Source organism: Pseudomonas sp. OG7, assembly GCF_014192825.1.
GTDB lineage: Bacteria > Pseudomonadota > Gammaproteobacteria > Pseudomonadales > Pseudomonadaceae > Aquipseudomonas > Aquipseudomonas monteilii.
The window spans coordinates 25,305-47,822 of sequence record NZ_JACHYK010000010.1; the positions used below are offsets into that span (position 1 = coordinate 25,305).

Here is a 22,518-nt window from a genome sequence, read left to right on the forward strand (position 1 = left end):
CTTACGACGCTGGGCTTTCAGCTGATACCGATTTGATACCAATCTTGAGTTTTTCCAGCTCGCTCCAGTCGGAGCTTGAGTTAAGCCAACGGGCATACGTCGACAGCAGCATCTGCACGCTGTGACCCAGCTGTTGGGCGATAAATGCGGGGTTGAGGCCGGACATTAAGCATATTGTCGCATAGGTGTGACGGCAGTTATATGGGGGGCGACGCCTGATCCCCAATTCATTCAGCACCGGCACCCACTGTTTGTGTAGATCGGAGGTCTGTTTCACGTACTCGGCGTTCTTCGACGGCGGGAACACGAATGGTGTTTCGGTTACCGCTCCCTTGCCATCCCGGCGGCGATCCGCGTACTGCCTGGCAAACTGGATCGCCCGCAACGCCCGATCGTTGAGCAGCACAAAACGATCCCTCCCAGTTTTCGTCCTTTCTTCAACCTCGCCCAGGGCGACGGTCCGCTTGACGTGTACTGTCTTCCTTTCCAAGTCGATTACGTCCCACCGCACCGCTAGGGCCTCCAACAGCCGGAGCCCGGTGAAGAACATGAATTCGAACAGAGCGGCGTAAATCAGGCTCGGCCAATGCTTGTGCTGGTACAGCTTGTCGATGATGGTATTGGCTTCTGCCAAGGTGAATGGATCGATCTCCTTCTTCGATCGCTTCGGCAGGTCAATCAGTTCGGCGGGGTTCTTCGAAAGCAACCCCTCTCGGGTCGCGGCTGCAAGGATGGTCGACAACCTAGTGATTGCATTGCGCTTCACATTCGATGAAGCCCATTCAGTTTCGGCGATGACGCGACGCAGCAGGTTGGTCGTGATCAAGTCGACACGGACCATGGCCAGTCGGGGTACCCAGTAGAGGTTCAGGGCGCTTTTGTAGTTGTTGTGCGTGCCCTGGGTGATTTCCCGGCCGTCGAGCCAGAGCTGGGCATACTCGCCGAAGGTCGGCTTACCGCCGACTGCAGGGAACAACTCTGCGTACTTGTCCTGGTCAAGGAGGCCGAGCTTGTTGAGGCTGGTTACCTGATCGCGAAGGTTGGATGCAGCCTTGATCCCTTTTTGTGTCGGGGGATAGGGGAGCGTTTCGCATCGACGGATACCGTCCCATGTGAAACGAATGCGGAGGGAGTTGCGGAAGATTTCGACCCCACGGGGTAAACCCATTGGCTTTCCAGCCATTCGTCATACCTCTTTTTGCTGTAGATGATCCGGCCGCCATGCTTCATCCAGACGCCCTCGGGAATCTTCCCATCCAGGCGCCGATGCTCCAGGGAGCGTTTAGTGCAGCCGATCAGTTCGGCTAGTCGTTGCTCGGTGACTTTGTCGACGTCACCGGTGGTTTCGATATCCATGGGATGGTCTCCACGCCGCCGGTGGCGGCAGGTTGGTAGTCAGTCGACCTGGTAGTAGACGTAGCAGTCGACGCCTTGGTCCTTCAGCGACTTATGCATGGCTTGCACGCCGGCGCTGTGCTGATTTCCCTGTCCCGGCCAAGGCGTGTCCAGATGGATGCCTTGCTGGTGGTAGCGGCTTTTCTTCTGCACATAACCCTACAGGCCGGGCAACTGGTTAGGGCGCAGGCCCGGTACCGGAATAACAACCCGATCCAGGTTTGCACTGCCGCCGTCATCGGTGCAGGCAGCTGCTGCGGCCTTTCCAGCTTCTATGGCAATGCGCACCTTCGCCGGCAGGCCGGCCAGTTCTTCTTTCGTCATGGCAATAGCTCTCCATGTCCGCGCATTTCGGCGGGCTTGAGTTATGTGGATTGGATCTTTGCTTCAGCTTGGAATAGCGCTTTAATGCCCCCTCACCATATGAAGAGGGATCTTGACGTGAATGATTGGGTAGATTTTTTTGAGGATTATCCGGAATACAACCCGGCCAACTCCGACCCGAGGGGCAACGACAAGAAGCCTGCTTTGGATCGAGAACAGCTCCAGCAAAGGAAAAAAGCGAGGGATGAGATTCAAGCAATGCTGAATGCTGCTCTTCTTCAGAATCCTCTGAAGAAACGACGTTAGTTCGACTTGGTCGGCTGAATTAACCACTACGGCCGCGTCGAGCGTTTCTTCGTTCAGCACCAAGTTGTCTGATGTTATGCCAGCGAAAACTCCGCCTTGACTGATGGTCTCTAGATTCCGAGGCGCAGCCACCGGTAACGCTCAGCATCCTTGCGCAGCGCCTCGTTCTCGGTCTTGAGCTGTTCGTATGCCTCAGCCATCACGACAAAAGGGCCGTGAGGGTCGTAGCTGATGCGGCTCCCGCCTCGGAAAGCATCTTGACAGCTTTGTAACGGTGAATTTCGGTCATGACATCAGCTCCTTCGGCACCTGGACGGTATCGCCGAGCGTCAACGCAACCACCACTCCGCAGGCCGCTATGGTTTCAGTGACCCCGCCCATGAGCACGTCCTTATCATCGATCGTTCTCCAGGCTGCCCAGCAGTCCGAACCGTGCTGAGGGGCGTGGAGGCTGATGTTGTGCTTGCGTATCAGGGCGCCGGCCAGCGACCAGTTCTCGTGTGGGTCATATCGCACATCGCGGATGGTTACCTCGCCGGTGTACCGGACGAACACCCGCCACGGGTTGCCGTAGATGGGAGGTGCGAGCAATACGTCCAAGCCCTCAGCCTTGCCCACCGCCCAAGCCAGTTGCTCGCCGACCAGGTCAGCAGTCTTCACTTCGATCAGGTCGGTCATGGCTGCACCTCCTGCGCGGCGAGTCGCTCCCTTCGTTGTTCCTGGCCCTGTCGCTCGCGCGCCGCGTAGACCCGCAGGCACTTCTTGCAGGTCACCTCTTTCGGGCGGTCAGAGCCGTCCATGTCTTCGCCGGCCTGGTTGCATGCGATCTGGCAATCGTGATCGTCGAAGCAGCCAAAGTGCGAGACCAAGTGAATTACCTTGCTCACAGCTGATACCTCTCATCAATCCAGCGCCCAGGCGCCAGAGCGGGTGTAGGTTCGGGTTTGGTTTCGTGCGGGGAGAGCTGGCGCTCGTTGCCGGCCTGCAGCTGGCTGTCGGGGATGCAGTCGATAGCGGCGCCACTGCCGGCAAAAATCACCCAACATGTAACGTTGCGCTTATCGTCATGAACGACCCTGACCCAGTCGCCAATGGTTTCCCCCGCGCTGGCGCCGGTGGCCAGCAGCAGTAGGCAGAGGGCGAAGCGGGTCATAGCTGCGCCGCCGGGCTGTCCTTGTCGAGTTGGCAGCCTTTGGTACAGCCACCACAGGCGCCACATTCCTCGGGTTCCGGTTGAGTGCCAGGCGCCGGGAACTCAATCAGAGTCGTGCTTCCTTCCTCCGGGTATTCATCGGTCGCGATGTGCAGCCCGTGGACTTTGTTCCCATCGTCGTCCAGCACGTAGCCGACCCACAGTCGGCCATCAGTGTACTGCCCGAACTGGCCACCTTCTTCCTGGTCGGTGTCGCCGCAGTGGAAATTGATAACGCCGATGACGTCCTTGCTGAGCAACATGCTTTTCGGCACCAAAGCGAAGCCGTCCGGTACTCGTGGCTGCTGCAGCATTTGGCGCAGGTTTCGTACCTCTTCGATCATGGACAGAACCACGACCGGATCGGCCAGGACCAGGTAGCGTTCATCGGTTCCCAGCAGGTCGGCGTCTTCGACCATTCCCTTCCAGCCGTGGGAGCGGATCACATCCTCGGCTGCGGCCTTAGCGGCGACCTGCAGGGCGTCCAGATCGGTGGAGTCGAGGGCAGATTTTTCTACAGGCACGGTCGTTCCTTGGCCGCCATATCGCGGCAGTGAATAGAGGGGAGAGGGGTTGAAGCTGGTGGAGTACAGGTGTACTCCCCCTGGATCTTGAGCATCAACGGCTGAGGACGGTAAGCAACAGCCAAGCCTGGGGTAACGGCATTGGACAGCAGTGATGCCAAATTGATATCTTTTGAAACAATTACCCTACGCGCTAAGGAAGCTCTATGGCTGTCACATGTCCCAAATGTGGTTCCGACAAAACCCAAAAAAGAAACACTGGAACGAAAGTCGCGGCAGGTGTTGGCGCCGTCGCGGGCGGGGTCGGTGCTGTTGCTGGAGGAGGCGAAGGGGCAGCAATGGGGGCCGCTATTGGTAGTGCTCTTTTTCCTGGTGTCGGGACAGTGGTTGGGGGTGTTATTGGCTTCCTAGGTGGATTGGCAACCGGGGCCGCTGTTGGCGCGGCAGCAGGTAAAGTTGTCGATGAAACAATCCTAGACAACCACCTATGCCACGATTGCGACCATACGTTCAGCATCTAGCCGCTTGGGGCTCAGAATTCAAAGCGGCTTCTACAGCGCGAGTTCGGTCTGTGTCTCGCGCTGCCAAGTCGGTGCGCTGGTATGTGCTTCGATCCGATCTGCAATCACGCTTGCGCGCTGACCGGCCGATGGCGGGGTGTACATGCCGAAGCGGCTGACGCAGCCGCCGTTTACCGCAGCGTTCGTGCTGTCGGCAGATGCCAGTGGCAGATTCTGGAAGATCGTCGGGTCAAGCATGCGCAGGCCGTGCAAGCGGCACAGTGGGCGCCCTTGGTCGTCGCAGATGGCATCCATCGCGGCGCCCATGCGCTTCCACCAGGCTGCGGTGCCGGGTGATCGCCACTGACCGGAACTGCCCAAGGCGACCGTTCGCCAGGCCTGGGCCAGGCGCTGCAGCCGCTCAATCGACTCATGCATGTGCCAGACCGGTACGCCCGCCAGGTGGCTGGGCCATTGCTCTAGCAAGCGATCGTTGGCGTCTTCGTCGCCGTCGATCACGTCAGGTATTAGCGCCCAGTCGAAGCCCGGATGCCGGTGCCAGTCATCCACCCAGCGGGTGTATCCATCGACATCGACCCGGCCGCCTTTCTTCCAGACCGTGAACGCGCCGTTGTCGAAGACGAAGGACTGACAGGCCTCGGCGACGATGCCCATGTCGTCCTGACGTGGGAACGGCACCAAGGCATGCCGGCCTGCCAGCAACCGCGCTGCATCCTGCCGGGCGCCGCCGATTGGCGTGCCGTGGTAATGGATCATCCGCTAAGCCTCGATGTTTCCAACTCAACCGGTGCGCTTGGCTCTGCGCTGGCGGATAGGGCGGCGTCGATTTCTGCCATCAGCGGTACAGGCAAGTCGAATTCGGCTTCGTCTTCGGCGCAGTGCTGCTCACGAACAGCCATCAGGCATTTGCGCAGCAGCGCGTCTCGCGCGGCCAGCTGGGTGCGCTGATTCGAAATGCGCATGCTCTGCCGCATGATCTGTCCGTCAGAGTGCTTGATGACCTCGCGCAGCTGCCCAACCTCGGCGCTACCAGTCAGCGGGCCAACCGGAATCATCGGCAGCCCAGTCGCCGCCGCATCCCTCTCAGCCTCTTCTTTGGTCCACCAGAAGGCAGTACCAACCATCCAGGCAATAGGCTCGGGGTGTTGTGGCGCTGGTCCGGCTGCTGGGTGGTGCCAGCTATCGACTTCAAACTCTGCCGGGCGTAGGCCAAGGCGGGTGCCGTCCTGCATTACCGCTGTGACGGCGCCGTGGCTATTCGTCCACACGGGGTAGGTTTGACCCTCCTTAGCAACCGGCGCAGCGCCCTCGACGTAGGCGATCCCGATGCCTGGCATTGGGTCGGCGGTGACAGTCTTCAGCATCCGGACCGTGCGCGGCACCCGGTCGCCAAACGAATAGATATCGCTGCGCTGGTGGAGCGCTGGGTAATCGATTTTGTTTTCTGTGGGCATGGGGATACCTCGCTGCCTATACTTGGCGGCAGAAAATAGGGGGTTAGATGCTTAACGATTATGGTAAAAGCCTGCTAAAGCCGTGGTTCTCAGTCCAGAATGTGGTTTGGTTGATCGCTCTTACATTTGTCATTTTCTTAGTCATAAGGACGAATGACATGAAGAGTAGCGATATCGCTAGTTGGGTCCAAGCTATCGGCTCCATCGCAGCCATTATCGGGGCGCTTGCAGTAAGCCGAGCACAAGTGTCAGCTCAAAATGCTTTGGCTTTCGATCAAATACAACATCAGATAGAAATGAAGAGTGAGTCTGATCTGAGGCGGGCAGAGGCATTCTTAGCAGTTGTCGACTGCGCTGCGAAAACATGTGATGCGATCTACGTGACGACAGAAAAGGATAAATCAATAGTTGGCTTGAAGGGCGGCTGGTCGTCTCACATGCGTGAGGTCTGCCAGGCTAGCTTGGCAGCTCTTAGAAATCTTCCTGTTCATGAGTTAGGGTCTTATGAACTGGTGGTTGCTCATGGTACGGTATTAGCAGCATTTGTAGAGTTTGTCGCGGAAGTTGATTTGGTGGTAAACGACGAGAGAAGTGTAAAAGTACCCGAGTCTCATGGGATATTGGGGGGTATCAAGTTTCAGAATGACCTACTTCAAGGAGGGTTTGCAGTCTTCGAAAAGGCACATGTGGACCGGTATGGCCCCCTACGCGAGCACCAATGATTGCTCCAGGCGCCGCCCTCGCCGGGGAGGCGTTATCGTTGAATAGGGGAAGGCGCTGGCTGATGGCACGGCGCCACGTTTTGCGGGAGGGGTGGATCTTTGTTATAACGCCCGGCCATTTCACAGGAAGGAACCTCATGAAACGAGCCATTGCTCCGTTCTTCGTTGCCGCACTCGCCATTGGCTTGCCCGGCTGTAAAGAAGACGCCGCCGACACTGCGGCCTACGAGCCCACTGCAGAACACTGCCAGCCCGACTACCTCAAAACGCTTCCAGACAACAAGGCTCGCGAAGACCTGGTCGAGAAGTGCATGACCGGTGGTTCGTACAAGAAGTCAGAGCCGAAGACCTGGTAGCACTTGCTGTCAGTCGTTTAGCGCCGCCGATCAGGGCGGCGTTTTCGTTTGCGGGGAAGGCGCTGGCGGGCAGCGCCGAATTGGGCTATTTCTTCGATCTCGGTCAATCCGCTCAAGGAGCGTTGGATGAAGCGACTAATGATTGGTGCTTTGCTGGCGGTGTCGGGCGCGGCTCAGGCTGGTATTCCGCTGGTGAATGCCACGTGCCCAGGCAACATCGAGGTACACGCCGACAAGGGCGGCCCGATTTACATCAATGGCAAGGAAGGCAAGCTGAAGAAGTTCAACGAAAACTACTTCGAAGCCAAAGGCAGTGGGGTGACAATCTCATTGTCGATCAACCCGGATGGCTCGCCTGATGTCTCGTATACCGGGAAGAACCGGGCCAACGGGATTTGCCAGGTGAAAAGCGAAGGCTCCTGAGGCGCTGGCGGGCAGCGCCAGTTTGTTCAGGTAGTTGGGGTGTGCTATTCCGATATGGTTGAACCAGGAGAACTCCAATGAGATTTCTCATCGTTTTCGGAATTGCTCTAGCAGCCGCCCAGTTGGTTGGCTGCGGTGAAAAGGTGGAGGCGCAGCCGCAGGCCAACGTTGCTCCTAGTGCTTGCGGATGTTCTGACCAGGCAAACCTGATTGCGAATAAGCACGCCGTGTACAATTGCAATTGTGGTGCGATGCAATGCGTCGTCGCATTTTCAGCAAATGGAACTGGCGGCCCCTTGGGAGAAGTGGCCTTGCAGTGTAAGTAGATCGTTATTGTGCCGCTGATTGTCCGGCAGCGCCGGAGGGTCAGGCTGCAAGGCGCTTCTTATCGGCGCGGCCCTTGGCTTGGTGCAGCCGAAGCGCTTCTTTGTAGCTGGCCTTGGCCGCTTTCATGGTCGGCGCCCACTCACCGGCGACCTCAAGAGTTTCGTAGGGCGACCAGTGCGCGAAACGTGTAGGCCGGCGATGCTCGCGGTAGGCACTTCCGCGTGGGTATCTGACCATACGGTATTCGTAGTTCCCCCAGTTGCCGCGCTGCTGGATTTGCGGTTGGTTGACGCCGAGGAAGTGGGCGAAGCCGTCGTAGTACTCGCACTCGTCCAGGTAGGCGTCGAACTTGGTGCGCTTAGCCGGCGGAGGGAGCGGTGGCAGCTTGTCCAGGGCGAACAGCTTTCCCTCGTCCGTGGCGCGATACACCACCTCGTCCTCGGAGCAGAAGGCCGGGGCCTTGCCGCGTGTCATCAGGCCGGCCGCCACCAGCAAATCCAGGTTGTTCGAGTCATCGTAGCCTGGACTAGTGAGGAAGTAGTTGCGACTGATGCTGCGGCGGTCAGAGCGCTCAGCCCACAGGCCCAGAGTGTGCCAGAGCAGGTCGAGCTGCTTCTCGGTGGCTTCGATCATGGCTTTCTCCATGCATGCGCCGCCCTCCGTGCTGGTGGCGGCATCGTGGCAATTTGGGTTGGGATGGTGTTTCATTCGCCTCGATTTCATTCGAGGACTGTTAAATGCGCTACGCAATAGCCGCTGTATGGATCGCACTGTCATTCATCACTTCAGTGAGCGCGGCTGAAAGCAACAAGGCGCAGCGGGAAAAGATTGATCGGTGCTCAAACGCGGCCTTTCTCGCAGTTTCTGTGATTGAAATGAATGCTGATGCCAGCAAGCACCCTGACCTCCTGCTGGAAGCCTTCAAAGCGCTTAAGGCGAACCCTGCTCTCGGAGGCACAATGCCCTATGAGGGTGAAGTAGTTGGGGCCTACACGGTTGCACTGAAAGTGGCCGAGGGGATGCAAAGACCATTCGATTCCCGCAAGCATGATTGGCTCATTGCGCAATCCGCTTCAGCCTGCACCTTGTGGGTTCCTTACCCGAAGGAAGGCTGAATCAGCTCATCACCCGGATCCTGCTGAATCATCAGCATGCTCTTCCGGTCGAAGGCCAGGGCCAGGCGCGGCGATATGCTGATCTCGTGCCGCGGAGGAGTGAGAAACTTCGCCGCGTGCAGCCGGCCCAGGGCGTGAATGCCGTGGATCAGCGCTTCAATCATCTGGCTGGCCGAGGCGTCTGCCCAACCGCAGATCGCTCGCAGGTGCTGGCCGGTTCGCTTCCTGGCTGACAGCCGCAGCGGCTCAGTCCGCGCCACAGATCGGTGAGCTTCGATTTCGTGGCGCGGGATCCTGAATAAGGCGTGATACCCGAGCGCTTCTACGTGATGAATCATAAGCGTCATCGCCTCGCCCTTTTCCTCAATCCCGGCCCACTCCATAAGTTCCAGCAGGGCCTGCTTATTCCCTGGTCGAACCTTCAAGCGCAGGTCCTCTTCCTGCAGGCGTTCGGCCTTTGCCCTGCGCTTCTCGTCGCGGGCCTGCTGAGACATCGCCAGTCGTGGTGGTGCAGAGCAGAATGATGGCCGGGATACCGCAAGCATGGATCGATGAACTGAACGACCGATTTGCCTTGGTTACAGATCCCGATGGGCGCGCTGCCGTGCTCGACCAGATGGCCTATGCCGCCCATCGTCGTCGAGAGGTTGGCGACGATAACCTGGTCGATATGCTGGAGCTGGCGGAATCGGCACGGGCGTGGGCGCTGCTCGAGCACGAAGAAGCTTGGCACTTGGGCCTTTTCGAGTATGAGGGTTGGGTTGAGCGCGAGCCAGGAAGGATCGCCGTCGGCAGAACGCCGGGAAGGGGTTAGAACGCTGTCTAAAACTTAGCTTATATATCTCGGTTTTGCTGGGCGAAAGTCGGTGAAAATGGCCGAACCGTATTAGACAGTTGCGATCCGCAGGCCACTAGCGGCGCGGCCTACGAATCGATTCTCACGCTACTGCTGCAGTACTGGAAGGACAAGAGCCTGTATTTGATCCGGTATCAACTGGTTTCAGGCGCGCTGCGGCGTTTTGCATTTCGCTTTTTCTTCGATCTTGAATAAAGCTGCGCGGCGCTATTGAGTGCGGCGGCACCAGCCACCACGGCCAGGATCACCGGTAGGGCCCTGACGAGGAAGGGAGGGCTGACCACACCAAGGTATACACCGACTGCTCCTAGGCCGGTAGGTATTGAAAGCCAGAAACCAATGGTCGCCAAAAACGACAAAACCCTCGTCGTATCGGCGACGGTTGCTGTCTTTTCTGCAATCAGCTCATGCTTGTCGCTGGCAACTTGTATCGCTTTTATGCCCAGCGACTTTGCCTGCTTGGCTTTCCGGAAGATCGTTTTTTTGAGTAGTTTCCAAACCACCAGTAGGAAAACTGCGGTGCACAGCATCAGGACCAGTATGTTCATGTTGTCCTACAGAAGGGGCAGATCCAGTAAAGTCTAAGGGATGATAGCAGCATGCCTTCCCTGTCCGCGAGAGCCTGAGATTGCTCGCTGAAACGGCCGTCATAGAGTGTGAAAATCGATTCCAAAAACTGAAACGGCCCCCCTTTTGGTATACGGCCTGTAGCCGTGCCGTTTCGTCTTTGTTCTGGAATCGATTTCGCCCCTGACGCCGCATGGATAGGGCGCTTGTACCACGGTCTTGAAAACCGCTGCTAAGAAAATGATTTCCCGGCGTATCAGGGAAGTTTCACCACCCGATACTCCAACGGCAATTCGAAGCGAGTACGCAGGTAATTGAGATAGGCCCGATCCACTTCATTAAGCGCAATCCTACCTACTATGACCAGCCTCAAGGTCCGTTTGTCTTCGACCGGAGCCCGGAATGCGTATTCTAGCAATTGCCCAATTGCTAATCGCATGACCGCCTGCGCTGAGAGGTCTGACTTAATCTCATATAGGACTCGTTCCTCGTCGGTTAATAACATGACGTCTATGAAATTTGACTCAACCAGAACCTCACCCAGCGGAAACTCCCGCCTAAGCTGACTGGCCAAGAGGTTTTGCATCATCTTGTGTTCAGGTGTGCACTCTCTACCCTCTGAGCCGCCGCGGTGATAGCTCTGAGTATTTAGGTCTCCCGCGCTAGGTTTTCTCTTGGAGAGTTGGCGTCCTGGATTGGGAACAACGATGTCTGTTGGGACCGTGTTCATCTGGTAGCGTTTGAGATTGTGAATATAGTCGTCAGCGCTCGCGAAGCTTTGTGGTGGGAACCATTCCACCTGGGCAAGACGGAAGCGAACATTTAGCCATTCATAGGAGGCGATCCCCGCATTTAAGCCGCCCGCTTCCTCGACTTCCTTTTGCATCTGCGCGATCCACCCCCTTTTCTCAAACTCACCGAAAACGGCCTCGGATTGTTGAAGGCTCAAGCACTCAAGGTCCCGAATCACTGCCACATAGCGGCGGCCTTCTGGGGTTAAGGTAAACAGAGTCACGTCGTTGAGCTCATCACTGCCCTCGAAGCGTGCACGGCTGTTATTGACGCCCTGAAGGAACCCGTACTGCCAACCGCCTAACTGCCATTCGCTGCGGAATAACCACTCTTCGTGACCGTGACCGTGTTCAGCGTAGAAGGTATTGATCTCCATTCCTGCGGCGCTGCCGTCTGGGCGGGTCCAGCCGCTTTGGTTGAAACAGATTCTAGAAAGGTAATCCATGGCTTCGCCCGCTCGCTCCATCGAAATAAGAAGGCATTAGGCTACCATAGGGAATGCAATGAAAGCTGCGCTCAAGGTTGGCAGCTATTCTCACTCAGCGGACAGTGAGCGGCGATACCAATTCTGATACCACTGACGGGGAAATGAGGGGGCAGGAGGGGTGTTTTGCCGAATAAACTCAACCCCTTAGCACCGCCAGACACCCCTAGGAAACCGCATGGTGATGTTAGCTGTGGAGATCAAGTGCTTGTCCTGCGGGGGGGCCAGAGGTGTATTTAGGCCCTCTCGTCATTCTTGGGCCAATTTTGGACCAATTCGACGCGGGGCGGCAGCTTCTCCAGCTCCCTCCAGTCCGAGGAGGAGCTGATCCATTTCGCGTAGGTAGAGAGCAACATCTCAACGCTGTGGCCGAGCTGGTTCGCGATGAACGCGGGGTTCATCCCAGGCATCAAGCACATGGTTGCGTAGGTGTGGCGGGTGTCGTACTGCCGGCGTTCACGGATGTTCAGCGCCTTGAGCGCCGATTTGAAGTGGCGGATTGTAACACTTGGCTCGTTGATCCACAGCCCACCTTTGCTCGGCTGGAACACAAAAGGGCTCACAGGGTGCGCAGACCTTGATGCCATGCGCCGAATTTTCGACATTCGCTCGGCCTGGTGCGCCCGTAGAAAGGATTTGCTGCCTCTTCACCGAATCGGCCTTATCAACTCGGCGCCCTGATTGCGTACATTCCCCACTGCCTTGCCCACCGGGTACCACCTGAAATCCTCAGCCTGGCGGCATCCCGTTTCCACGATCGCTGCAGCGCGCTCAGGCGATGTGGTAGGGGCCAACCACTCTAGAGCGGTCTTTGGCGTGAGCACTAAGGGCTTTCTGTCATGGATGTCGATCAGCCCCTCGTCCGCCGGCGCCGTGATGATCACGAACCCGTCGCGCTCATCCGGTTCGAGGCTCTGGTGCACCTCAGCAAGTGCGGCGAAGTAAAGCGGGGCTCCGTCGGCGCCTGTGATGTAATACGGCTGCTTGCGCTTTGGATCTGTTGGGTCAGGTATCCATTCGAACCAGCCATTGGCAGGCGCTAAAGCCCTACCTCCTGGCCACAACCCCTTGAAGAACTTTCCCGTCACCACTGTCTCGGCCCGAGCATTGATTGGATCAGGACGTTTCCCCTTCGCCCATAACGGCGACCATCCCCACTTGACCCTATCCACAGTCAGCTCATCACCGCTCTGGCGAATGACCTCGACTCGGGTCGATGGCGCCACGTTGTATCGGTTTATTGGCTCGTGGTCATAGCCATTTATCACGACCAGATCCAACGACAGCTGGCGCAAGTAGTGATCCATCGACGCGTAGATCGAGTACCGTCCGCACATTTTCCACCTCTCGCCCGTCAGAATTTTTACCGGTCAGGATTGACCGGGCAACCGATGCCAGATCTACTGTATATGCATACAGCTTGCATTGGACATTCCATCATGACCATCACATTTTTGGGCGCGCCAACCGGCGGAACCGAACTACTTCCTCTGTATTCGTTTCACGTTCCGGCCGGTTTCCCTTCACCCGCTGCGGACCATCTGGAAGGTCATATCTCCCTTGATGAGCTATTCGACCTCCGCGCGCCCCATGTGTATCTGGTGAAAGTGGAGGGCGACAGCATGCAAGGGGCAGGGATCTACTCGGGTGACATCGTCATCGTAGACCGCGGGCGTGAAGCGGAGCATGGGGACATTGTCATCGCTGCGGTCAACAGCGAGCCCGTTTGCAAGCGTCTGCACCGCCGTGAAGGGGTGGTGATTCTCAAGTCGGAGAACCCGGCATATCCACCACGGTACATCATGGAAGGCGATGAGCTCGTCGTTTGGGGCGTTGTCCGTTACAGCGTTCGCGACCATGCGCAGTGACCAGGTCTTCGCGCTGATCGATTGCAACGCGTTCTACGCGAGCTGCGAGCGCGTCTTTCGGCCCGACCTGGCCAAGACCCCTATTGTTGTGTTGAGCAACAACGACGGCTGCGTGATCGCCAGGTCATACGACGCGAAGCCCTTTGTGAAGATGGGCGAGCCGTACTTCCTGGCGAAGGACAAGCTACGCCGCCATGGTATCAGGGCCTTCAGTAGTAATTACGCGCTGTACGGCGACATGAGTGAGCGCGTCATGACCTTGATCGAATCAATGGTTCCGGCCACCGAGATCTACAGCATCGACGAATGCTTCGCTGAATTGTCCGGTATTCAGGAAAACCTGACCCAGTTCGGGCGGAAACTTCGGTCCAGAATCTTTCAATGCACCGGCATCCCCGTGGGTGTCGGGATCGCCGGCACCAAGACGCTCGCCAAGCTGGCCAACCACACCGCCAAGCGCCTGCAGGCGCAGACGGGCGGGGTGGTCGACATTACCGATCCGTTCAAGCGCGATTGGGTGCTGCGCAATACTGGAGTGAAAGAGGTGTGGGGTGTGGGCCGCCGTATGACTGCCCACCTCGAAGCGATGGGCATTCACACGGCGATGGATCTGGCCAAGGCGGATGCCTGGACGCTGCGGCAGAAATTCAGTGTGGTGATCGAGAAGACTGCCCGCGAACTGGCTGGCACGCCATGCCTGGAGCTGGACGAGGCCGAGCCTGCGAAACAGGAGATCTGTTGCAGCCGGATGTTCGGCAAGCGCCTCACTGAGCTGGCGCCCATCAAACAGGCAGTGGCCACCTACGTTGGCCGGGCTGCAGAAAAGCTTCGGGCCCAGGGCTCAGTATGCAAGCGTATGCGCGTGAGCATCCGCACCGGCATGTTCAACCCGGACGAGTCACACCACGCCCAGGGCGCATTGGTAGAACTGCCATACCCTACCTGCGATACGCTGCTGATGACCCGGTTGGCCGCAGAAGCGGTCGACCGAATCTTCAGGCCCGGTTTTCGGTACAGCAAGGCTGAGGTGCTGCTGATGGACTTGCGGCAGCCAGGTGAGTTTTCAGAGGACTTGTTTGCGCTGAAGCAATCGGTGGCATGTGACCGACTGATGCAGGTGATGGATGACATCAACGTGCGCTGGGGGAGGGGGACAATGCGCGCCGCCAGCGTGCCGGCTACACCGGACTGGGGTATGAGGAGGGAGATGATGAGTCAATCCTATACGACGCGGATTGACCAGCTGTGGACGGTCAGATGTTGAGCCTTCGAGCCGTCCGGTATGACGCAATCATCATGCGTCGATGAACACAAAGAAAAATGGAGCTTTTGGTCGTGAAGCCAGGCCCGGCGAATCGATGTACCGGTCGCAGGCCTGGGGCATTGACCGAGCGCGTCAAGTTGTTGATGGGTACGCCCACACTGCGAACCCTGATGTGGCTTCTGAATAATCCAGCCTTCGGTCTGCAGGGAAGGTAATCTGCCAGGCAGGCTACCCACCGGGTGCTTCAGAGCTTGTACTGAATGGTGTAGGACGCATCGGTCCTCGGCTCTATCGCAATCGGAATGCCAAAGAGCTTCCCCCGGCAATCACTGACAACACAGCGATAGACTGTCCCCTGCCGGAGCTGGGCCCACAAGCCTTCGTCATGTATCGCAATCCGCAACACACGGTTGTTCGGATCCTCTCTGACCTGAGCAATGTGGTAGTCCAGGTCGCAGCCAAAGTCTGCACTGGTAAATTCCGGGTCGTAGCCGATCAGCACACCGTGCCTTTTCAGATCGTCCCGTATACGCTCAATCACGTCGTCTGCTTCTTGTTTTAGCATGATCGTTATCTCGCGGTGCTTGTACCCAATAAAACTCTAGCTGACCCTGAGTGTTTTCGTGGATTATCGGTATTACCACTGCCTTCCCCTTGTTCCTCTCGTTCCCCGCTTGCCTACCGGGTACCGCCAGTAAGGTACGAGCAACCAACGCAGCATGGCTTTACCTCTGCACTGGAACAGGAATTGCTGAAGCCCTGAGACATTGATCATGCGGGGTACGCAGAAATGACTCAGGATGACCGCTATTACATGATTTTCAGCGTGGTGGCTGTGCTGGTACTGGACCTGGCGGCGACTTATGTGTTTCTCAATGCCATATCCTGACCCCGATTGTGGGGCACGCCATACGCGTAATCGGGCCAGCCGCTACATGAAACCTGGCGGGGAAGATGACCAGCGGCGTGCGCCAGCCTGAACATCCCGATTGAGTGCGGTCCAACGTAAGCAAGCCTTGGCTTCGCTTGTCGGAGGTGCGCACATGAAACGCAAGACTGCATGGGTTGTGGTGTTGTCCGGTTCGCTGCTGTTCAGTGGCTGCTGGCCATACTGGCATGACGGGCGGCATCATCGCCATTATTACGACGGTGATCATGGTGGGCAGGAGTATCGTCGCTACTGATGGCGGGCGCGAGAAGGCGCCCCGAGGTCCATATAGCCAATAAGCCTGATACCGGGTTGCCTTCAAGCAGTAACATGGGCACACGAGGTTGCTGGACGCCGCACTGATGTGTTCCAAGGCATGAGGGTTAGCACTGGAAAACACAAAAAGCCCGCTGTTGAGAGCGGGCTTTTTGCATTTGCTGGCCACGGCCGCAATAATCCGCCTATTTAGAAGGAGAATCTCGGGTGCAAGCAAGAAGCGTTGTCGCCGAAATGTTCATTGGGATCCCGACGCATTTCTGGGTGTTGCCCGTTGCCGGCCTGGTTGCGTACTACGGCTTGAAGTGGTCTGCCAAATCCAGGAATCGCGCTACCTTACTGCAAACCTTGACTTACCTGTTGCTGCTGGCGCTGGCGGTGCTGCCCAACGGTTTTTATGCGCTGTTTCCCCCGGCGCCCGACCCGGATGTGTTGTTGAATAACGCGCCGTTGCCCAACTATGCAGGGCGCCTCTACCTGGATGTGTTCTACGTCTTCGGGGGGTGGGCGCTGAGCAAAGTGGTGAAGCTCAAGTTCAGCTGAGTCGCTGCCCGAATATCTGATGCGCCGACTGGAACGCATATTGCTCTTACCCTTTCAAACCGGCGCATTTGGGGGATACGGCAATGCTTCCTGAAGACCTGTATGTCATGTTTCTGTTTGTCGCCATCGTGCTGGCCCTCGATGTAGCGGCCATCGTGCTGTACCGGGGAGCCAAACCCTGACCCCCGTTTTGGGGGGGCTGGCACCCTGAACCGGGTATGTAGTCGCGGTCAGGAATGGATTAGCCAGGCAAACCAAGGCGATTTCCAGACCGTGAAGTCAGTCAACAAGCGCCTTCCATGTCGTCGATTCTTGCGGCGACAGAGCGCAACTCGTCCGCAACCACATCGATGGACTTGATGTGCGCAGCAACATCCACCTCGCTTTGCGAACTACCGCGCGCCGCCATGAACCTGGCATGACCACTCATGGCCTGACTGAGCTGGTCCAGGTGATCGGCTGTTCTGACCAGGTCTGACTTGATGCTATGAAGGGTTTCCATGGTGTTAAAGGCCTTCCTTGTCAGTTGCTTCAACGGGCCTGTGAGCATCGCCGCAGGGCAGGGTGAAACGCAACCGATTTGTAGAAGGCGCTTTCTCGCCCAAACCCGGAAGAGCTTACGCGATCATTGCTCGGGCGCCGGAGAGTGCCCAGGTTTTTCAGCGGTCTGTTTCCACCTGAAGTACCGAACCTTTATCGTCCGTTACCAACAATCCGATGGACTGGTTACCGTCTGATTGTTGCTCGGCAAGTGGCACGTCCGAGTGGCGAAAAATGCTACGGTTCTGTTCACCGGTTTTAAGGGTGATGAGTTTGCCATTCTGGTAGAAAAGAAGGGTTTTGTTGGCGTTATTTTGCATTGTGGAATTCCTTGCCGACTGGTGGGTTGACACCTTTACTGTCGCAGCCTCCACCTGCTCACGCTACTGGCAGAATTATCAGGTGCCCCAGCGCCTATGGCCGTGTCAATTGCGCGAAAACTGCAGCCAGACCTTGGTTGATTAGTAACTCGGCGCAACCCCCGTTAGAATGCAGCGTATCCCTAATGGCCAATTGCAAATGCCTACCTTTCGTATCCTTATCACTTCTGCGTTAGTTGCCAGCCTTGCCGGCTGCGCAACCCCCGGCAAACCCACGGCCAGTAAACTGACCAAAAAATCGCCGCAGCAGTACGCCGCGTGCGTCCTGCCTAAGTGGCAGGCACTAGCGCCCCAGGCTACGCAGAAGTCGATAGCCCACGGTTATCGGCTGACGGCGCCCAGTGCCGTAGCGAGCGACGATGTGCTGGACGTGGTCGATTCTCGCGATGGCAGCCGCGCTACGTTCTACAAGGGCAGCTTCCTGTCGGGCGACAAGTTGCGCCAGGCTGCCAGAGAGTGCCTGGACTGAGTCAGTAACCCGAGCCGCTCGAACCGCCCATGCTGGGCAGGCGGGCCTTGTGCTCGCGAAGCAGGGTCACTGCCACGGAGACCGCTTAGGGCTTGGCATATTGATCAACCCACGTCCCCGCGCTTGTTCATCTGCTCGCACTGAACCTGCGCATCCGTCCTGCTCGGGTAGCTCGGTTTGAGCCGCTCCTTCACCTGGTTATCGTAAATGTCGAACCCTCCACAAACGGTAGCGGCGTAATAGCGGCTGCCCATGCGGAACGACTCCTTTTCGATCGGCACAGCGGGAACGATAACGAATCTTGGTTGCATGTTTCGTGCCTCCCCAGGCAGAGACTTAAGTATTAGTCTCGCCATGGATAAGCATCAAGCAGGCTCATCAATAAAACAGCGTTCATGCAGGGCAGGGTGCCGATCGCGCTGTCATCAAATGAAAACCCGCTGTCGTCCGATGCGAAGCATCCTGAAAGCCAAGGGCATACAGTCCAGTCATCCAGAACTGACGCTAGGCGTCCAGATCGATGAGTGGAGAGACAAGCATGTCCAAAGTCGTACGTTTCCATCAGACCGGTGGCCCCGAAGTGCTGCGCTACGAGGATGCCGAGGTGGGCGAGCCTGGCCCGGGCCAGGTGCGTTTGCGCCAGGTGGCGGTGGGCCTGAACTACGCCGACACCTACTTCCGCAATGGCACCTACCCGATTCCGTTGCCCAATGGTATCGGCGTGGAAGCTGCCGGGGTGGTAGAGGCCGTGGGCGAGGGCGTGACGCAGGTGAGGGTCGGTGACCGTGTCACCTATACCGGCTTCCTCAATACCCTGGGTGCTTATTGCACCGAGCGGCTCATACCCGCCGCGGCACTGATAAAACTGCCGGAAACCATTGCCTTCGAGACCGCTGCCGCCATGACCATGCGCGGCCTGACCTCGGCCTACTTGCTACGCCGGCTCTATGACTTCAAGCCCGGTGACAGCGTGCTGCTGCATGCCGCTGCTGGCGGGGTGGGCCTGATTGTCGCGCAGTGGGCGAGGCTGTTGGGGCTGAACGTGATCGGCACCGTATCCACCGAGGCCAAGGCTGAAGTGGCCCGCGCCCATGGCTGTAACCACATCATCAACTACAGCGTCGAGGACGTGGCCAGCCGCGTGCGTGAGCTGACCGACGGGGTAGGGGTGAACGTGGTGTTTGACAGCGTTGGCAAGAACACCTTCATGGGCTCGCTCGATGCGCTCAAACGCCGTGGCCTGATGGTATGCGTTGGCACGGCTTCGGGCACCATCCCGCCATTCGACCCGCAATTGCTGGCGATCAAGGGTTCGCTGCAGCTCACCCGGCCGGCACTGGCCGACTTCATTGCCGACCCGGCAGAAAAGGCCGACCTGGCCGGTGAACTGTTCGACCACGTCAGCAGCGGGCGCATCCGGATCGAAATCAACCAGCACTACGCCTTGCAGGATGCCGCTCAGGCCCACCGTGACCTGGAAGCTCGCAAAACCACCGGCTCGTCGATCTTCGTCATCTGAAGAGGGCAACAGCATGCACATCGAACAACTGACCTGCGCGATCGGTGCCGAGGTAAGTGGCGTCAACCTGGCCGACGCGATTCACGATGATGACCTGTTCGCCCAACTGCGCCAGCAGCTGCTTCAACACCGTGTGCTGTTCCTGCGCGACCAGCACTTCAGCCGTGCCGAGCATGTGGCCTTCGCCCGTCGCTTCGGCGAATTGGAAGACCACCCGGTGGCCGGTAGCGATCCTGAGCACCCAGGGCTGGTGCAGATCTACAAGCGCCCGGACCAGCCCAACGACCGTTATGAAAATGCCTGGCACACCGACGCCACCTGGCGCGAGGCGCCCCCCATGGGCTGCGTACTGCGCTGCGTCGAATGCCCTCCGGTGGGCGGCGATACGATGTGGGCGAACATGGTGCTGGCCTATGAAAACCTGCCCAGCGACGTAAAGGCCAAAATCGAAGGCCTGCGCGCCCGCCACAGCATCGAGGCCAGCTTCGGCGCCGCCATGCCGCTGGACAAACGCCTGGCACTGAAGGCGCAGTTCCCCGATGCCGAGCACCCGGTGGTGCGCACCCACCCGGAAACGGGCGAGCAGGTGTTGTTCGTCAACGCCTTCACCACCCATTTCAGCAACTACCACACCCCGCAACGGGTGCGTTTCGGCCAGGACGCCAACCCAGGTGCCAGCGACCTGCTGCGTTACCTGATCAGCCAGGCGTACCTGCCCGAGTACCAGGTGCGCTGGCGCTGGAAGCCTAACAGCGTGGCGATCTGGGACAACCGCAGCACTCAGCATTACGCCGTCATGGACTACCCGCCGTGCCACCGCAAGATGGAGCGCGCCGGGATCAAGGGCAGCCGCACGTTCTAAGCCTGTTGCCGTCACTGGCGGCAACCGCACAATAACAATAGCGAGGACTACAGCATGCAATTCTTCGACGATTCGTTGCACCCGGAAAACATGGAAAAGGTGGTGATCACCGTGGCTCCCTATGGCCCGGAGTGGATGCCCGAAGACTTCCCTGAAGACATTCCACTGACCATGGACGAGCAGGTGCAGAAGGCCGTCGACTGTTACGAGGCAGGCGCCACCGTGCTGCACTTGCATGTGCGTGAACTGGACGGCAAAGGCTCCAAGCGCTTGTCCAAGTTCAACGAGCTGATCGCCGGTGTGCGTGAGGCGGTTCCGGACATGATCATCCAGGTGGGGGGGTCTATTTCCTTCGCGCCGGAGGGCGAAGGCGAGGCGGCCAAGTGGCTGTCGGACGATACCCGACACATGCTCGCCGAACTGACGCCGCGCCCCGACCAGGTGACCGTGGCGATCAACACCACACAGATGAACATCATGGAGCTGTTGTACCCTGAGTATCTCGAAGGCACCTCGCTGGCCAGCCCCGCAATCCATGCAGCTTACAGCGAGATGACCGTGCCGGCCGGCCCGGCCTGGGTCCGCGAACACCTGCGCCGCCTGCAGGCCAGCAATATCCAGCCGCATTTCCAGCTGACCGGCATGCATGCCCTGGAAACCCTTGAGCGCATTGTGCGCCGGGGTGACTACATGGGCCCGCTGAACCTGACCTGGATCGGCATTGGCGGCGGTTTTGACGGCCCCAACCCGTTCAACTTCTTCAACTTCATCCACCGCGCACCGGACGGCTGCACGTTGACCGCCGAGTCGTTGCTGAAGAACGTGCTGCCGTTCAATACCATGGCCTTGGCCATGGGCCTGCACCCGCGCTGTGGCAACGAAGACACCATCATCGACCAGCACGGCAAACGCTTCACCTCGGTGCAGCAGGTCCGGCAGACCGTGCGCGTGGCGCATGAACTGGGTCGTGAGATTGCCACTGGCAAAGAGGCCCGCGCCATTTACCGCATCGGCCAGCAGTACGACAGCATCGAGCAGACGCTGAAGGCCAACGGCATGGCGCCAAACCGCCAGTCGGGTGTGAAGGGGGTGCCGCAGCGTACCTGAAAGGCAGGCCCGACCCTTTCGCGGGCTTGCCCGCGAAGCGGCCCGCAAGCGCAACATCAGTTCTGGCTGTTACCCATAACAACAAAAACAACACCCAAGCCCTACACCCAAGGAGGCAACATGGCCACCTACCTCGCCAGCGCCGAAGACGCCGGCAGCGAATCCGCCCACAGCGTGCCCCGGCGTTATGCCTGGGTGGTCTTTGCCCTGACCTTTGGTCTGTTGATCTCCGACTACATGTCGCGCCAGGTACTCAACGCGGTGTTCCCGCTGCTCAAGGGCGAATGGGCGCTCAGTGACAGCCAGTTGGGCCTGCTCAGCGGCATCGTCGCGCTGATGGTCGGCCTGCTGACGTTCCCGCTGTCACTGTTGGCCGACCGTTTCGGCCGGGTACGCAGCCTGGTGTTGATGGCGGTATTGTGGAGCCTGGCGACGCTCGGCTGCGCCTTGGCAGAAAATTACCCGCAAATGTTCATTGCGCGTTTTCTGGTCGGGGTCGGAGAGGCCGCTTACGGCAGTGTCGGCATTGCCGTGGTGGTCGCCGTGTTCCCCCGCGACATGCGCTCGACCCTGGCCGGGGCATTCATGGCCGGTGGCATGTTCGGCTCGGTGCTGGGCATGGCCCTGGGCGGCGTGTTGGCTCAGCACCTGGGTTGGCGCTGGGCATTCGCCGGCATGGCACTGTTCGGCCTGGTGCTGGCGATGCTGTACCCCATGATCGTCAAGGAGGCACGCATTGCGCCCAAGTGCGCGCAGCAGGCGCTGGGCAAAGTCAGCCGCCCGCTGGGCAGCTTGTACAGCAGCCGCTCGGTCATCGCCGCCTATGTCGGCAGCGGCCTGCAGTTGTTTGTTGGCGGCACCTTGATTGTGTGGATGCCTAGCTACCTGAACCGCTATTACGCCATGGGCACTGACCGCGCCGGTGCGGTCGCCGCTGTCATCGTGTTGTGCAGCGGCGTCGGCATGATCCTCTGCGCCATGCTCTGCGACCGCCTGGGCCGGCAGCGCCCGGACCGCAAGATCAGCCTGGCCATCGGTTACTGCATGGGCAGCTGCGTGCTGCTGAGCATGGCCTTCGCGTTGCCCGCTGGCACCGCACAACTGGTGCTGATCTGCCTGGGCATGATGATTGCCGCCGGCACCAACGGCCCGTCCAGTGCCATGGTTGCCAACCTTACCCACGCCTCGGTACATGGCACCGCTTTCGCCACCCTGACCCTGGCCAACAACCTGCTGGGCCTGGCGACCGGGCCGCTGATTACTGGCCGGGTATCCGACCTGATCGGCCTGCAGGCCGCATTACAGCTGGTACCGCTGACAAGCATCGCGGCGGCGGCTGTGTTCTTTTTCGCTAAACGTCATTACCACCGCGACATGGACTGTCTGCGCTCCAGGAGTTGAAAC

At 58.6% G+C, this 22,518-nt stretch carries 32 protein-coding genes and 1 pseudogene; 15 read left to right on the top strand and 18 right to left on the bottom strand.

The features are described from left to right. Position 1: 1 nt before the first annotated feature. A complete protein-coding gene (locus FHW75_RS22580; RefSeq protein WP_019097581.1) occupies positions 2 to 1,183 on the bottom strand; it encodes a tyrosine-type recombinase/integrase in 1,182 nt (393 codons plus the stop codon). A 212-nt stretch (positions 1,184 to 1,395) separates the two neighbouring features. Continuing rightward, positions 1,396 to 1,719: pseudogene (locus FHW75_RS27030) on the bottom strand (hypothetical protein). 117 nt (positions 1,720 to 1,836) lie between these two features. On the opposite strand from FHW75_RS27030, the gene FHW75_RS27035 reads away from it, so the two are divergent. Then, on the top strand, positions 1,837 to 2,025 hold the full coding sequence (locus FHW75_RS27035) for a hypothetical protein (RefSeq protein WP_311650634.1): 189 nt from the start codon (positions 1,837 to 1,839) through the stop codon (positions 2,023 to 2,025). A 285-nt stretch (positions 2,026 to 2,310) separates the two neighbouring features. On the opposite strand, the gene FHW75_RS22590 is transcribed toward FHW75_RS27035, so the two are convergent. The 6 genes from FHW75_RS22590 to FHW75_RS26880 form a co-directional block, all read right to left on the bottom strand. Next, on the bottom strand, positions 2,311 to 2,703 hold the full coding sequence (locus FHW75_RS22590) for a phage protein NinX family protein (protein ID WP_019097575.1): 393 nt from the start codon (positions 2,701 to 2,703) through the stop codon (positions 2,311 to 2,313). Next, a complete protein-coding gene (locus FHW75_RS22595) occupies positions 2,700 to 2,912 on the bottom strand; it encodes a hypothetical protein (protein WP_019097574.1) in 213 nt (70 codons plus the stop codon). Before FHW75_RS22595 ends, FHW75_RS22590 begins: the two co-directional genes overlap by 4 nt. Beyond that, positions 2,909 to 3,178, bottom strand: a complete 270-nt coding sequence (locus tag FHW75_RS22600; RefSeq protein WP_019097573.1) for a hypothetical protein — start codon at positions 3,176 to 3,178, stop codon at positions 2,909 to 2,911. Before FHW75_RS22600 ends, FHW75_RS22595 begins: the two co-directional genes overlap by 4 nt. Then, a complete protein-coding gene (locus FHW75_RS22605; protein ID WP_019097572.1) occupies positions 3,175 to 3,741 on the bottom strand; it encodes a hypothetical protein in 567 nt (188 codons plus the stop codon). The genes FHW75_RS22600 and FHW75_RS22605 overlap by 4 nt, the downstream gene beginning before the upstream one ends. Before the next feature lie 551 nt (positions 3,742 to 4,292). Continuing rightward, positions 4,293 to 5,018 (bottom strand): hypothetical protein, encoded by a 726-nt coding sequence (locus FHW75_RS22610; protein WP_019097570.1) that lies wholly within the window; start codon positions 5,016 to 5,018, stop codon positions 4,293 to 4,295. Then, entirely contained in the window at positions 5,015 to 5,716 is a 702-nt protein-coding gene (locus FHW75_RS26880) for a hypothetical protein (protein ID WP_019097569.1), read from the bottom strand. Before FHW75_RS26880 ends, FHW75_RS22610 begins: the two co-directional genes overlap by 4 nt. Before the next feature lie 158 nt (positions 5,717 to 5,874). On the opposite strand from FHW75_RS26880, the gene FHW75_RS22620 reads away from it, so the two are divergent. From FHW75_RS22620 to FHW75_RS22630, 3 genes are all read left to right on the top strand, one after another. Continuing rightward, a complete protein-coding gene (locus FHW75_RS22620; protein ID WP_157222989.1) occupies positions 5,875 to 6,438 on the top strand; it encodes a hypothetical protein in 564 nt (187 codons plus the stop codon). Between the two features lie 137 nt (positions 6,439 to 6,575). After that, entirely contained in the window at positions 6,576 to 6,794 is a 219-nt protein-coding gene (trbK, locus tag FHW75_RS22625) for an entry exclusion lipoprotein TrbK (RefSeq protein WP_019097567.1), read from the top strand. Between the two features lie 126 nt (positions 6,795 to 6,920). Next, positions 6,921 to 7,217, top strand: a complete 297-nt coding sequence (locus FHW75_RS22630; protein WP_026020376.1) for a hypothetical protein — start codon at positions 6,921 to 6,923, stop codon at positions 7,215 to 7,217. A gap of 366 nt (positions 7,218 to 7,583) precedes the next feature. Here FHW75_RS22630 and FHW75_RS22635 read toward each other — a convergent pair whose 3' ends face one another. Continuing rightward, positions 7,584 to 8,189, bottom strand: coding sequence for a hypothetical protein (locus tag FHW75_RS22635; RefSeq protein WP_026020375.1), 606 nt, complete (start codon positions 8,187 to 8,189; stop codon positions 7,584 to 7,586). A 92-nt stretch (positions 8,190 to 8,281) separates the two neighbouring features. Between FHW75_RS22635 and FHW75_RS22640 the strand changes: the two genes are divergently transcribed. Beyond that, a complete protein-coding gene (locus tag FHW75_RS22640) occupies positions 8,282 to 8,659 on the top strand; it encodes a hypothetical protein (protein ID WP_019097564.1) in 378 nt (125 codons plus the stop codon). Here FHW75_RS22640 and FHW75_RS22645 read toward each other — a convergent pair. After that, positions 8,641 to 9,159 carry a hypothetical protein gene (locus FHW75_RS22645; RefSeq protein ID WP_026020374.1) on the bottom strand — a complete coding sequence of 173 codons (519 nt, stop codon included), beginning with the start codon at positions 9,157 to 9,159 and terminating at the stop codon, positions 8,641 to 8,643. The genes FHW75_RS22640 and FHW75_RS22645 overlap by 19 nt on opposite strands. Before the next feature lie 20 nt (positions 9,160 to 9,179). Between FHW75_RS22645 and FHW75_RS22650 the strand changes: the two genes are divergently transcribed. Continuing rightward, positions 9,180 to 9,473, top strand: a complete 294-nt coding sequence (locus tag FHW75_RS22650; protein ID WP_019097562.1) for a hypothetical protein — start codon at positions 9,180 to 9,182, stop codon at positions 9,471 to 9,473. A 176-nt stretch (positions 9,474 to 9,649) separates the two neighbouring features. On the opposite strand, the gene FHW75_RS22655 is transcribed toward FHW75_RS22650, so the two are convergent. The 4 genes from FHW75_RS22655 to FHW75_RS22670 all read right to left on the bottom strand — a co-directional run bounded on the left by FHW75_RS22655 (position 9,650) and on the right by FHW75_RS22670 (position 12,695). Further along, entirely contained in the window at positions 9,650 to 10,063 is a 414-nt protein-coding gene (locus FHW75_RS22655) for a hypothetical protein (protein ID WP_019097561.1), read from the bottom strand. A 275-nt stretch (positions 10,064 to 10,338) separates the two neighbouring features. Further along, positions 10,339 to 11,319 carry a hypothetical protein gene (locus tag FHW75_RS22660; protein ID WP_019097560.1) on the bottom strand — a complete coding sequence of 327 codons (981 nt, stop codon included), beginning with the start codon at positions 11,317 to 11,319 and terminating at the stop codon, positions 10,339 to 10,341. Between the two features lie 275 nt (positions 11,320 to 11,594). Beyond that, the gene (locus FHW75_RS22665; RefSeq protein ID WP_019097559.1) at positions 11,595 to 11,963 is read right to left on the bottom strand and encodes an integrase; all 369 of its coding nucleotides are present in this window, start codon (positions 11,961 to 11,963) and stop codon (positions 11,595 to 11,597) included. 42 nt (positions 11,964 to 12,005) lie between these two features. Beyond that, on the bottom strand, positions 12,006 to 12,695 hold the full coding sequence (locus FHW75_RS22670; protein WP_183674623.1) for an SOS response-associated peptidase family protein: 690 nt from the start codon (positions 12,693 to 12,695) through the stop codon (positions 12,006 to 12,008). A 102-nt stretch (positions 12,696 to 12,797) separates the two neighbouring features. On the opposite strand from FHW75_RS22670, the gene FHW75_RS22675 reads away from it, so the two are divergent. Together FHW75_RS22675 and FHW75_RS22680 are read left to right on the top strand one after the other, a co-directional pair. Continuing rightward, positions 12,798 to 13,226 (top strand): LexA family transcriptional regulator, encoded by a 429-nt coding sequence (locus FHW75_RS22675; protein WP_019097557.1) that lies wholly within the window; start codon positions 12,798 to 12,800, stop codon positions 13,224 to 13,226. Next, a complete protein-coding gene (locus FHW75_RS22680) occupies positions 13,216 to 14,490 on the top strand; it encodes a Y-family DNA polymerase (RefSeq protein WP_019097556.1) in 1,275 nt (424 codons plus the stop codon). Before FHW75_RS22675 ends, FHW75_RS22680 begins: the two co-directional genes overlap by 11 nt. A 244-nt stretch (positions 14,491 to 14,734) precedes the next feature. On the opposite strand, the gene FHW75_RS22685 is transcribed toward FHW75_RS22680, so the two are convergent. Continuing rightward, positions 14,735 to 15,055 (bottom strand): hypothetical protein, encoded by a 321-nt coding sequence (locus FHW75_RS22685; RefSeq protein ID WP_019097555.1) that lies wholly within the window; start codon positions 15,053 to 15,055, stop codon positions 14,735 to 14,737. Positions 15,056 to 15,533: 478 nt separating this feature from the next. On the opposite strand from FHW75_RS22685, the gene FHW75_RS22690 reads away from it, so the two are divergent. Together FHW75_RS22690 and FHW75_RS22695 are read left to right on the top strand one after the other, a co-directional pair. Then, positions 15,534 to 15,674, top strand: a complete 141-nt coding sequence (locus FHW75_RS22690) for a hypothetical protein (RefSeq protein WP_177325484.1) — start codon at positions 15,534 to 15,536, stop codon at positions 15,672 to 15,674. Between the two features lie 254 nt (positions 15,675 to 15,928). Next, positions 15,929 to 16,237: a hypothetical protein gene (locus FHW75_RS22695; protein ID WP_019097553.1), complete on the top strand. Its 309-nt coding sequence runs from the start codon at positions 15,929 to 15,931 to the stop codon at positions 16,235 to 16,237. A gap of 283 nt (positions 16,238 to 16,520) precedes the next feature. On the opposite strand, the gene FHW75_RS22700 is transcribed toward FHW75_RS22695, so the two are convergent. Next, a complete protein-coding gene (locus FHW75_RS22700) occupies positions 16,521 to 16,739 on the bottom strand; it encodes a hypothetical protein (RefSeq protein WP_019097552.1) in 219 nt (72 codons plus the stop codon). A 157-nt stretch (positions 16,740 to 16,896) separates the two neighbouring features. Beyond that, on the bottom strand, positions 16,897 to 17,097 hold the full coding sequence (locus FHW75_RS22705) for a hypothetical protein (protein ID WP_019097551.1): 201 nt from the start codon (positions 17,095 to 17,097) through the stop codon (positions 16,897 to 16,899). 169 nt (positions 17,098 to 17,266) lie between these two features. Between FHW75_RS22705 and FHW75_RS22710 the strand changes: the two genes are divergently transcribed. Next, on the top strand, positions 17,267 to 17,626 hold the full coding sequence (locus tag FHW75_RS22710) for a hypothetical protein (protein WP_019097550.1): 360 nt from the start codon (positions 17,267 to 17,269) through the stop codon (positions 17,624 to 17,626). Between the two features lie 104 nt (positions 17,627 to 17,730). Here the strand turns inward: FHW75_RS22710 and FHW75_RS22715 are convergent, their stop codons facing one another. Next, positions 17,731 to 17,937 carry a hypothetical protein gene (locus FHW75_RS22715; RefSeq protein ID WP_020371287.1) on the bottom strand — a complete coding sequence of 69 codons (207 nt, stop codon included), beginning with the start codon at positions 17,935 to 17,937 and terminating at the stop codon, positions 17,731 to 17,733. Positions 17,938 to 18,164: 227 nt separating this feature from the next. Here FHW75_RS22715 and FHW75_RS22720 point away from each other — a divergent pair, with 227 nt between their 5' ends. The 4 genes from FHW75_RS22720 (at position 18,165) to FHW75_RS22735 (ending at position 22,515) form a co-directional block, all read left to right on the top strand. Then, positions 18,165 to 19,145, top strand: a complete 981-nt coding sequence (locus FHW75_RS22720; protein ID WP_016715624.1) for a quinone oxidoreductase — start codon at positions 18,165 to 18,167, stop codon at positions 19,143 to 19,145. 13 nt (positions 19,146 to 19,158) lie between these two features. Further along, entirely contained in the window at positions 19,159 to 20,007 is an 849-nt protein-coding gene (locus FHW75_RS22725) for a TauD/TfdA family dioxygenase (RefSeq protein ID WP_019097549.1), read from the top strand. A 54-nt stretch (positions 20,008 to 20,061) separates the two neighbouring features. Then, entirely contained in the window at positions 20,062 to 21,114 is a 1,053-nt protein-coding gene (locus FHW75_RS22730; protein ID WP_019097548.1) for a 3-keto-5-aminohexanoate cleavage protein, read from the top strand. 120 nt (positions 21,115 to 21,234) lie between these two features. Continuing rightward, positions 21,235 to 22,515 (top strand): MFS transporter, encoded by a 1,281-nt coding sequence (locus FHW75_RS22735; protein WP_183674626.1) that lies wholly within the window; start codon positions 21,235 to 21,237, stop codon positions 22,513 to 22,515. Positions 22,516 to 22,518 lie beyond the last annotated feature (3 nt).

Bases quoted from the DNA above. Each gene is read 5' to 3' on its own strand.
- FHW75_RS26880 (WP_019097569.1), bottom strand. From the start codon at position 5,716: ATGCCCACAGAAAACAAAATCGATTACCCAGCGCTCCACCAGCGCAGC.
- FHW75_RS22670 (WP_183674623.1), bottom strand. From the start codon at position 12,695: ATGTGCGGACGGTACTCGATCTACGCGTCGATGGATCACTACTTGCGC.
- FHW75_RS22620 (WP_157222989.1), top strand. From the start codon at position 5,875: ATGAAGAGTAGCGATATCGCTAGTTGGGTCCAAGCTATCGGCTCCATC.
- FHW75_RS22690 (WP_177325484.1), top strand. From the start codon at position 15,534: ATGAAACGCAAGACTGCATGGGTTGTGGTGTTGTCCGGTTCGCTGCTG.
- FHW75_RS22685 (WP_019097555.1), bottom strand. From the start codon at position 15,055: ATGCTAAAACAAGAAGCAGACGACGTGATTGAGCGTATACGGGACGAT.
- FHW75_RS22630 (WP_026020376.1), top strand. From the start codon at position 6,921: ATGAAGCGACTAATGATTGGTGCTTTGCTGGCGGTGTCGGGCGCGGCT.
- FHW75_RS22730 (WP_019097548.1), top strand. From the start codon at position 20,062: ATGCAATTCTTCGACGATTCGTTGCACCCGGAAAACATGGAAAAGGTG.
- FHW75_RS22680 (WP_019097556.1), top strand. From the start codon at position 13,216: ATGCGCAGTGACCAGGTCTTCGCGCTGATCGATTGCAACGCGTTCTAC.
- FHW75_RS22700 (WP_019097552.1), bottom strand. From the start codon at position 16,739: ATGGAAACCCTTCATAGCATCAAGTCAGACCTGGTCAGAACAGCCGAT.
- FHW75_RS22660 (WP_019097560.1), bottom strand. From the start codon at position 11,319: ATGGATTACCTTTCTAGAATCTGTTTCAACCAAAGCGGCTGGACCCGC.
- FHW75_RS22655 (WP_019097561.1), bottom strand. From the start codon at position 10,063: ATGAACATACTGGTCCTGATGCTGTGCACCGCAGTTTTCCTACTGGTG.
- FHW75_RS22635 (WP_026020375.1), bottom strand. From the start codon at position 8,189: ATGGAGAAAGCCATGATCGAAGCCACCGAGAAGCAGCTCGACCTGCTC.
- FHW75_RS22735 (WP_183674626.1), top strand. From the start codon at position 21,235: ATGGCCACCTACCTCGCCAGCGCCGAAGACGCCGGCAGCGAATCCGCC.
- FHW75_RS22650 (WP_019097562.1), top strand. From the start codon at position 9,180: ATGATGGCCGGGATACCGCAAGCATGGATCGATGAACTGAACGACCGA.
- FHW75_RS22720 (WP_016715624.1), top strand. From the start codon at position 18,165: ATGTCCAAAGTCGTACGTTTCCATCAGACCGGTGGCCCCGAAGTGCTG.
- FHW75_RS22665 (WP_019097559.1), bottom strand. From the start codon at position 11,963: ATGTCGAAAATTCGGCGCATGGCATCAAGGTCTGCGCACCCTGTGAGC.
- FHW75_RS22715 (WP_020371287.1), bottom strand. From the start codon at position 17,937: ATGCAACCAAGATTCGTTATCGTTCCCGCTGTGCCGATCGAAAAGGAG.
- FHW75_RS22725 (WP_019097549.1), top strand. From the start codon at position 19,159: ATGCACATCGAACAACTGACCTGCGCGATCGGTGCCGAGGTAAGTGGC.
- FHW75_RS22695 (WP_019097553.1), top strand. From the start codon at position 15,929: ATGTTCATTGGGATCCCGACGCATTTCTGGGTGTTGCCCGTTGCCGGC.
- FHW75_RS22710 (WP_019097550.1), top strand. From the start codon at position 17,267: ATGCAGCGTATCCCTAATGGCCAATTGCAAATGCCTACCTTTCGTATC.
- FHW75_RS22640 (WP_019097564.1), top strand. From the start codon at position 8,282: ATGCGCTACGCAATAGCCGCTGTATGGATCGCACTGTCATTCATCACT.
- FHW75_RS22610 (WP_019097570.1), bottom strand. From the start codon at position 5,018: ATGATCCATTACCACGGCACGCCAATCGGCGGCGCCCGGCAGGATGCA.
- trbK (WP_019097567.1), top strand. From the start codon at position 6,576: ATGAAACGAGCCATTGCTCCGTTCTTCGTTGCCGCACTCGCCATTGGC.
- FHW75_RS22675 (WP_019097557.1), top strand. From the start codon at position 12,798: ATGACCATCACATTTTTGGGCGCGCCAACCGGCGGAACCGAACTACTT.
- FHW75_RS22600 (WP_019097573.1), bottom strand. From the start codon at position 3,178: ATGACCCGCTTCGCCCTCTGCCTACTGCTGCTGGCCACCGGCGCCAGC.
- FHW75_RS22580 (WP_019097581.1), bottom strand. From the start codon at position 1,183: ATGGCTGGAAAGCCAATGGGTTTACCCCGTGGGGTCGAAATCTTCCGC.
- FHW75_RS22705 (WP_019097551.1), bottom strand. From the start codon at position 17,097: ATGCAAAATAACGCCAACAAAACCCTTCTTTTCTACCAGAATGGCAAA.
- FHW75_RS22590 (WP_019097575.1), bottom strand. From the start codon at position 2,703: ATGACCGACCTGATCGAAGTGAAGACTGCTGACCTGGTCGGCGAGCAA.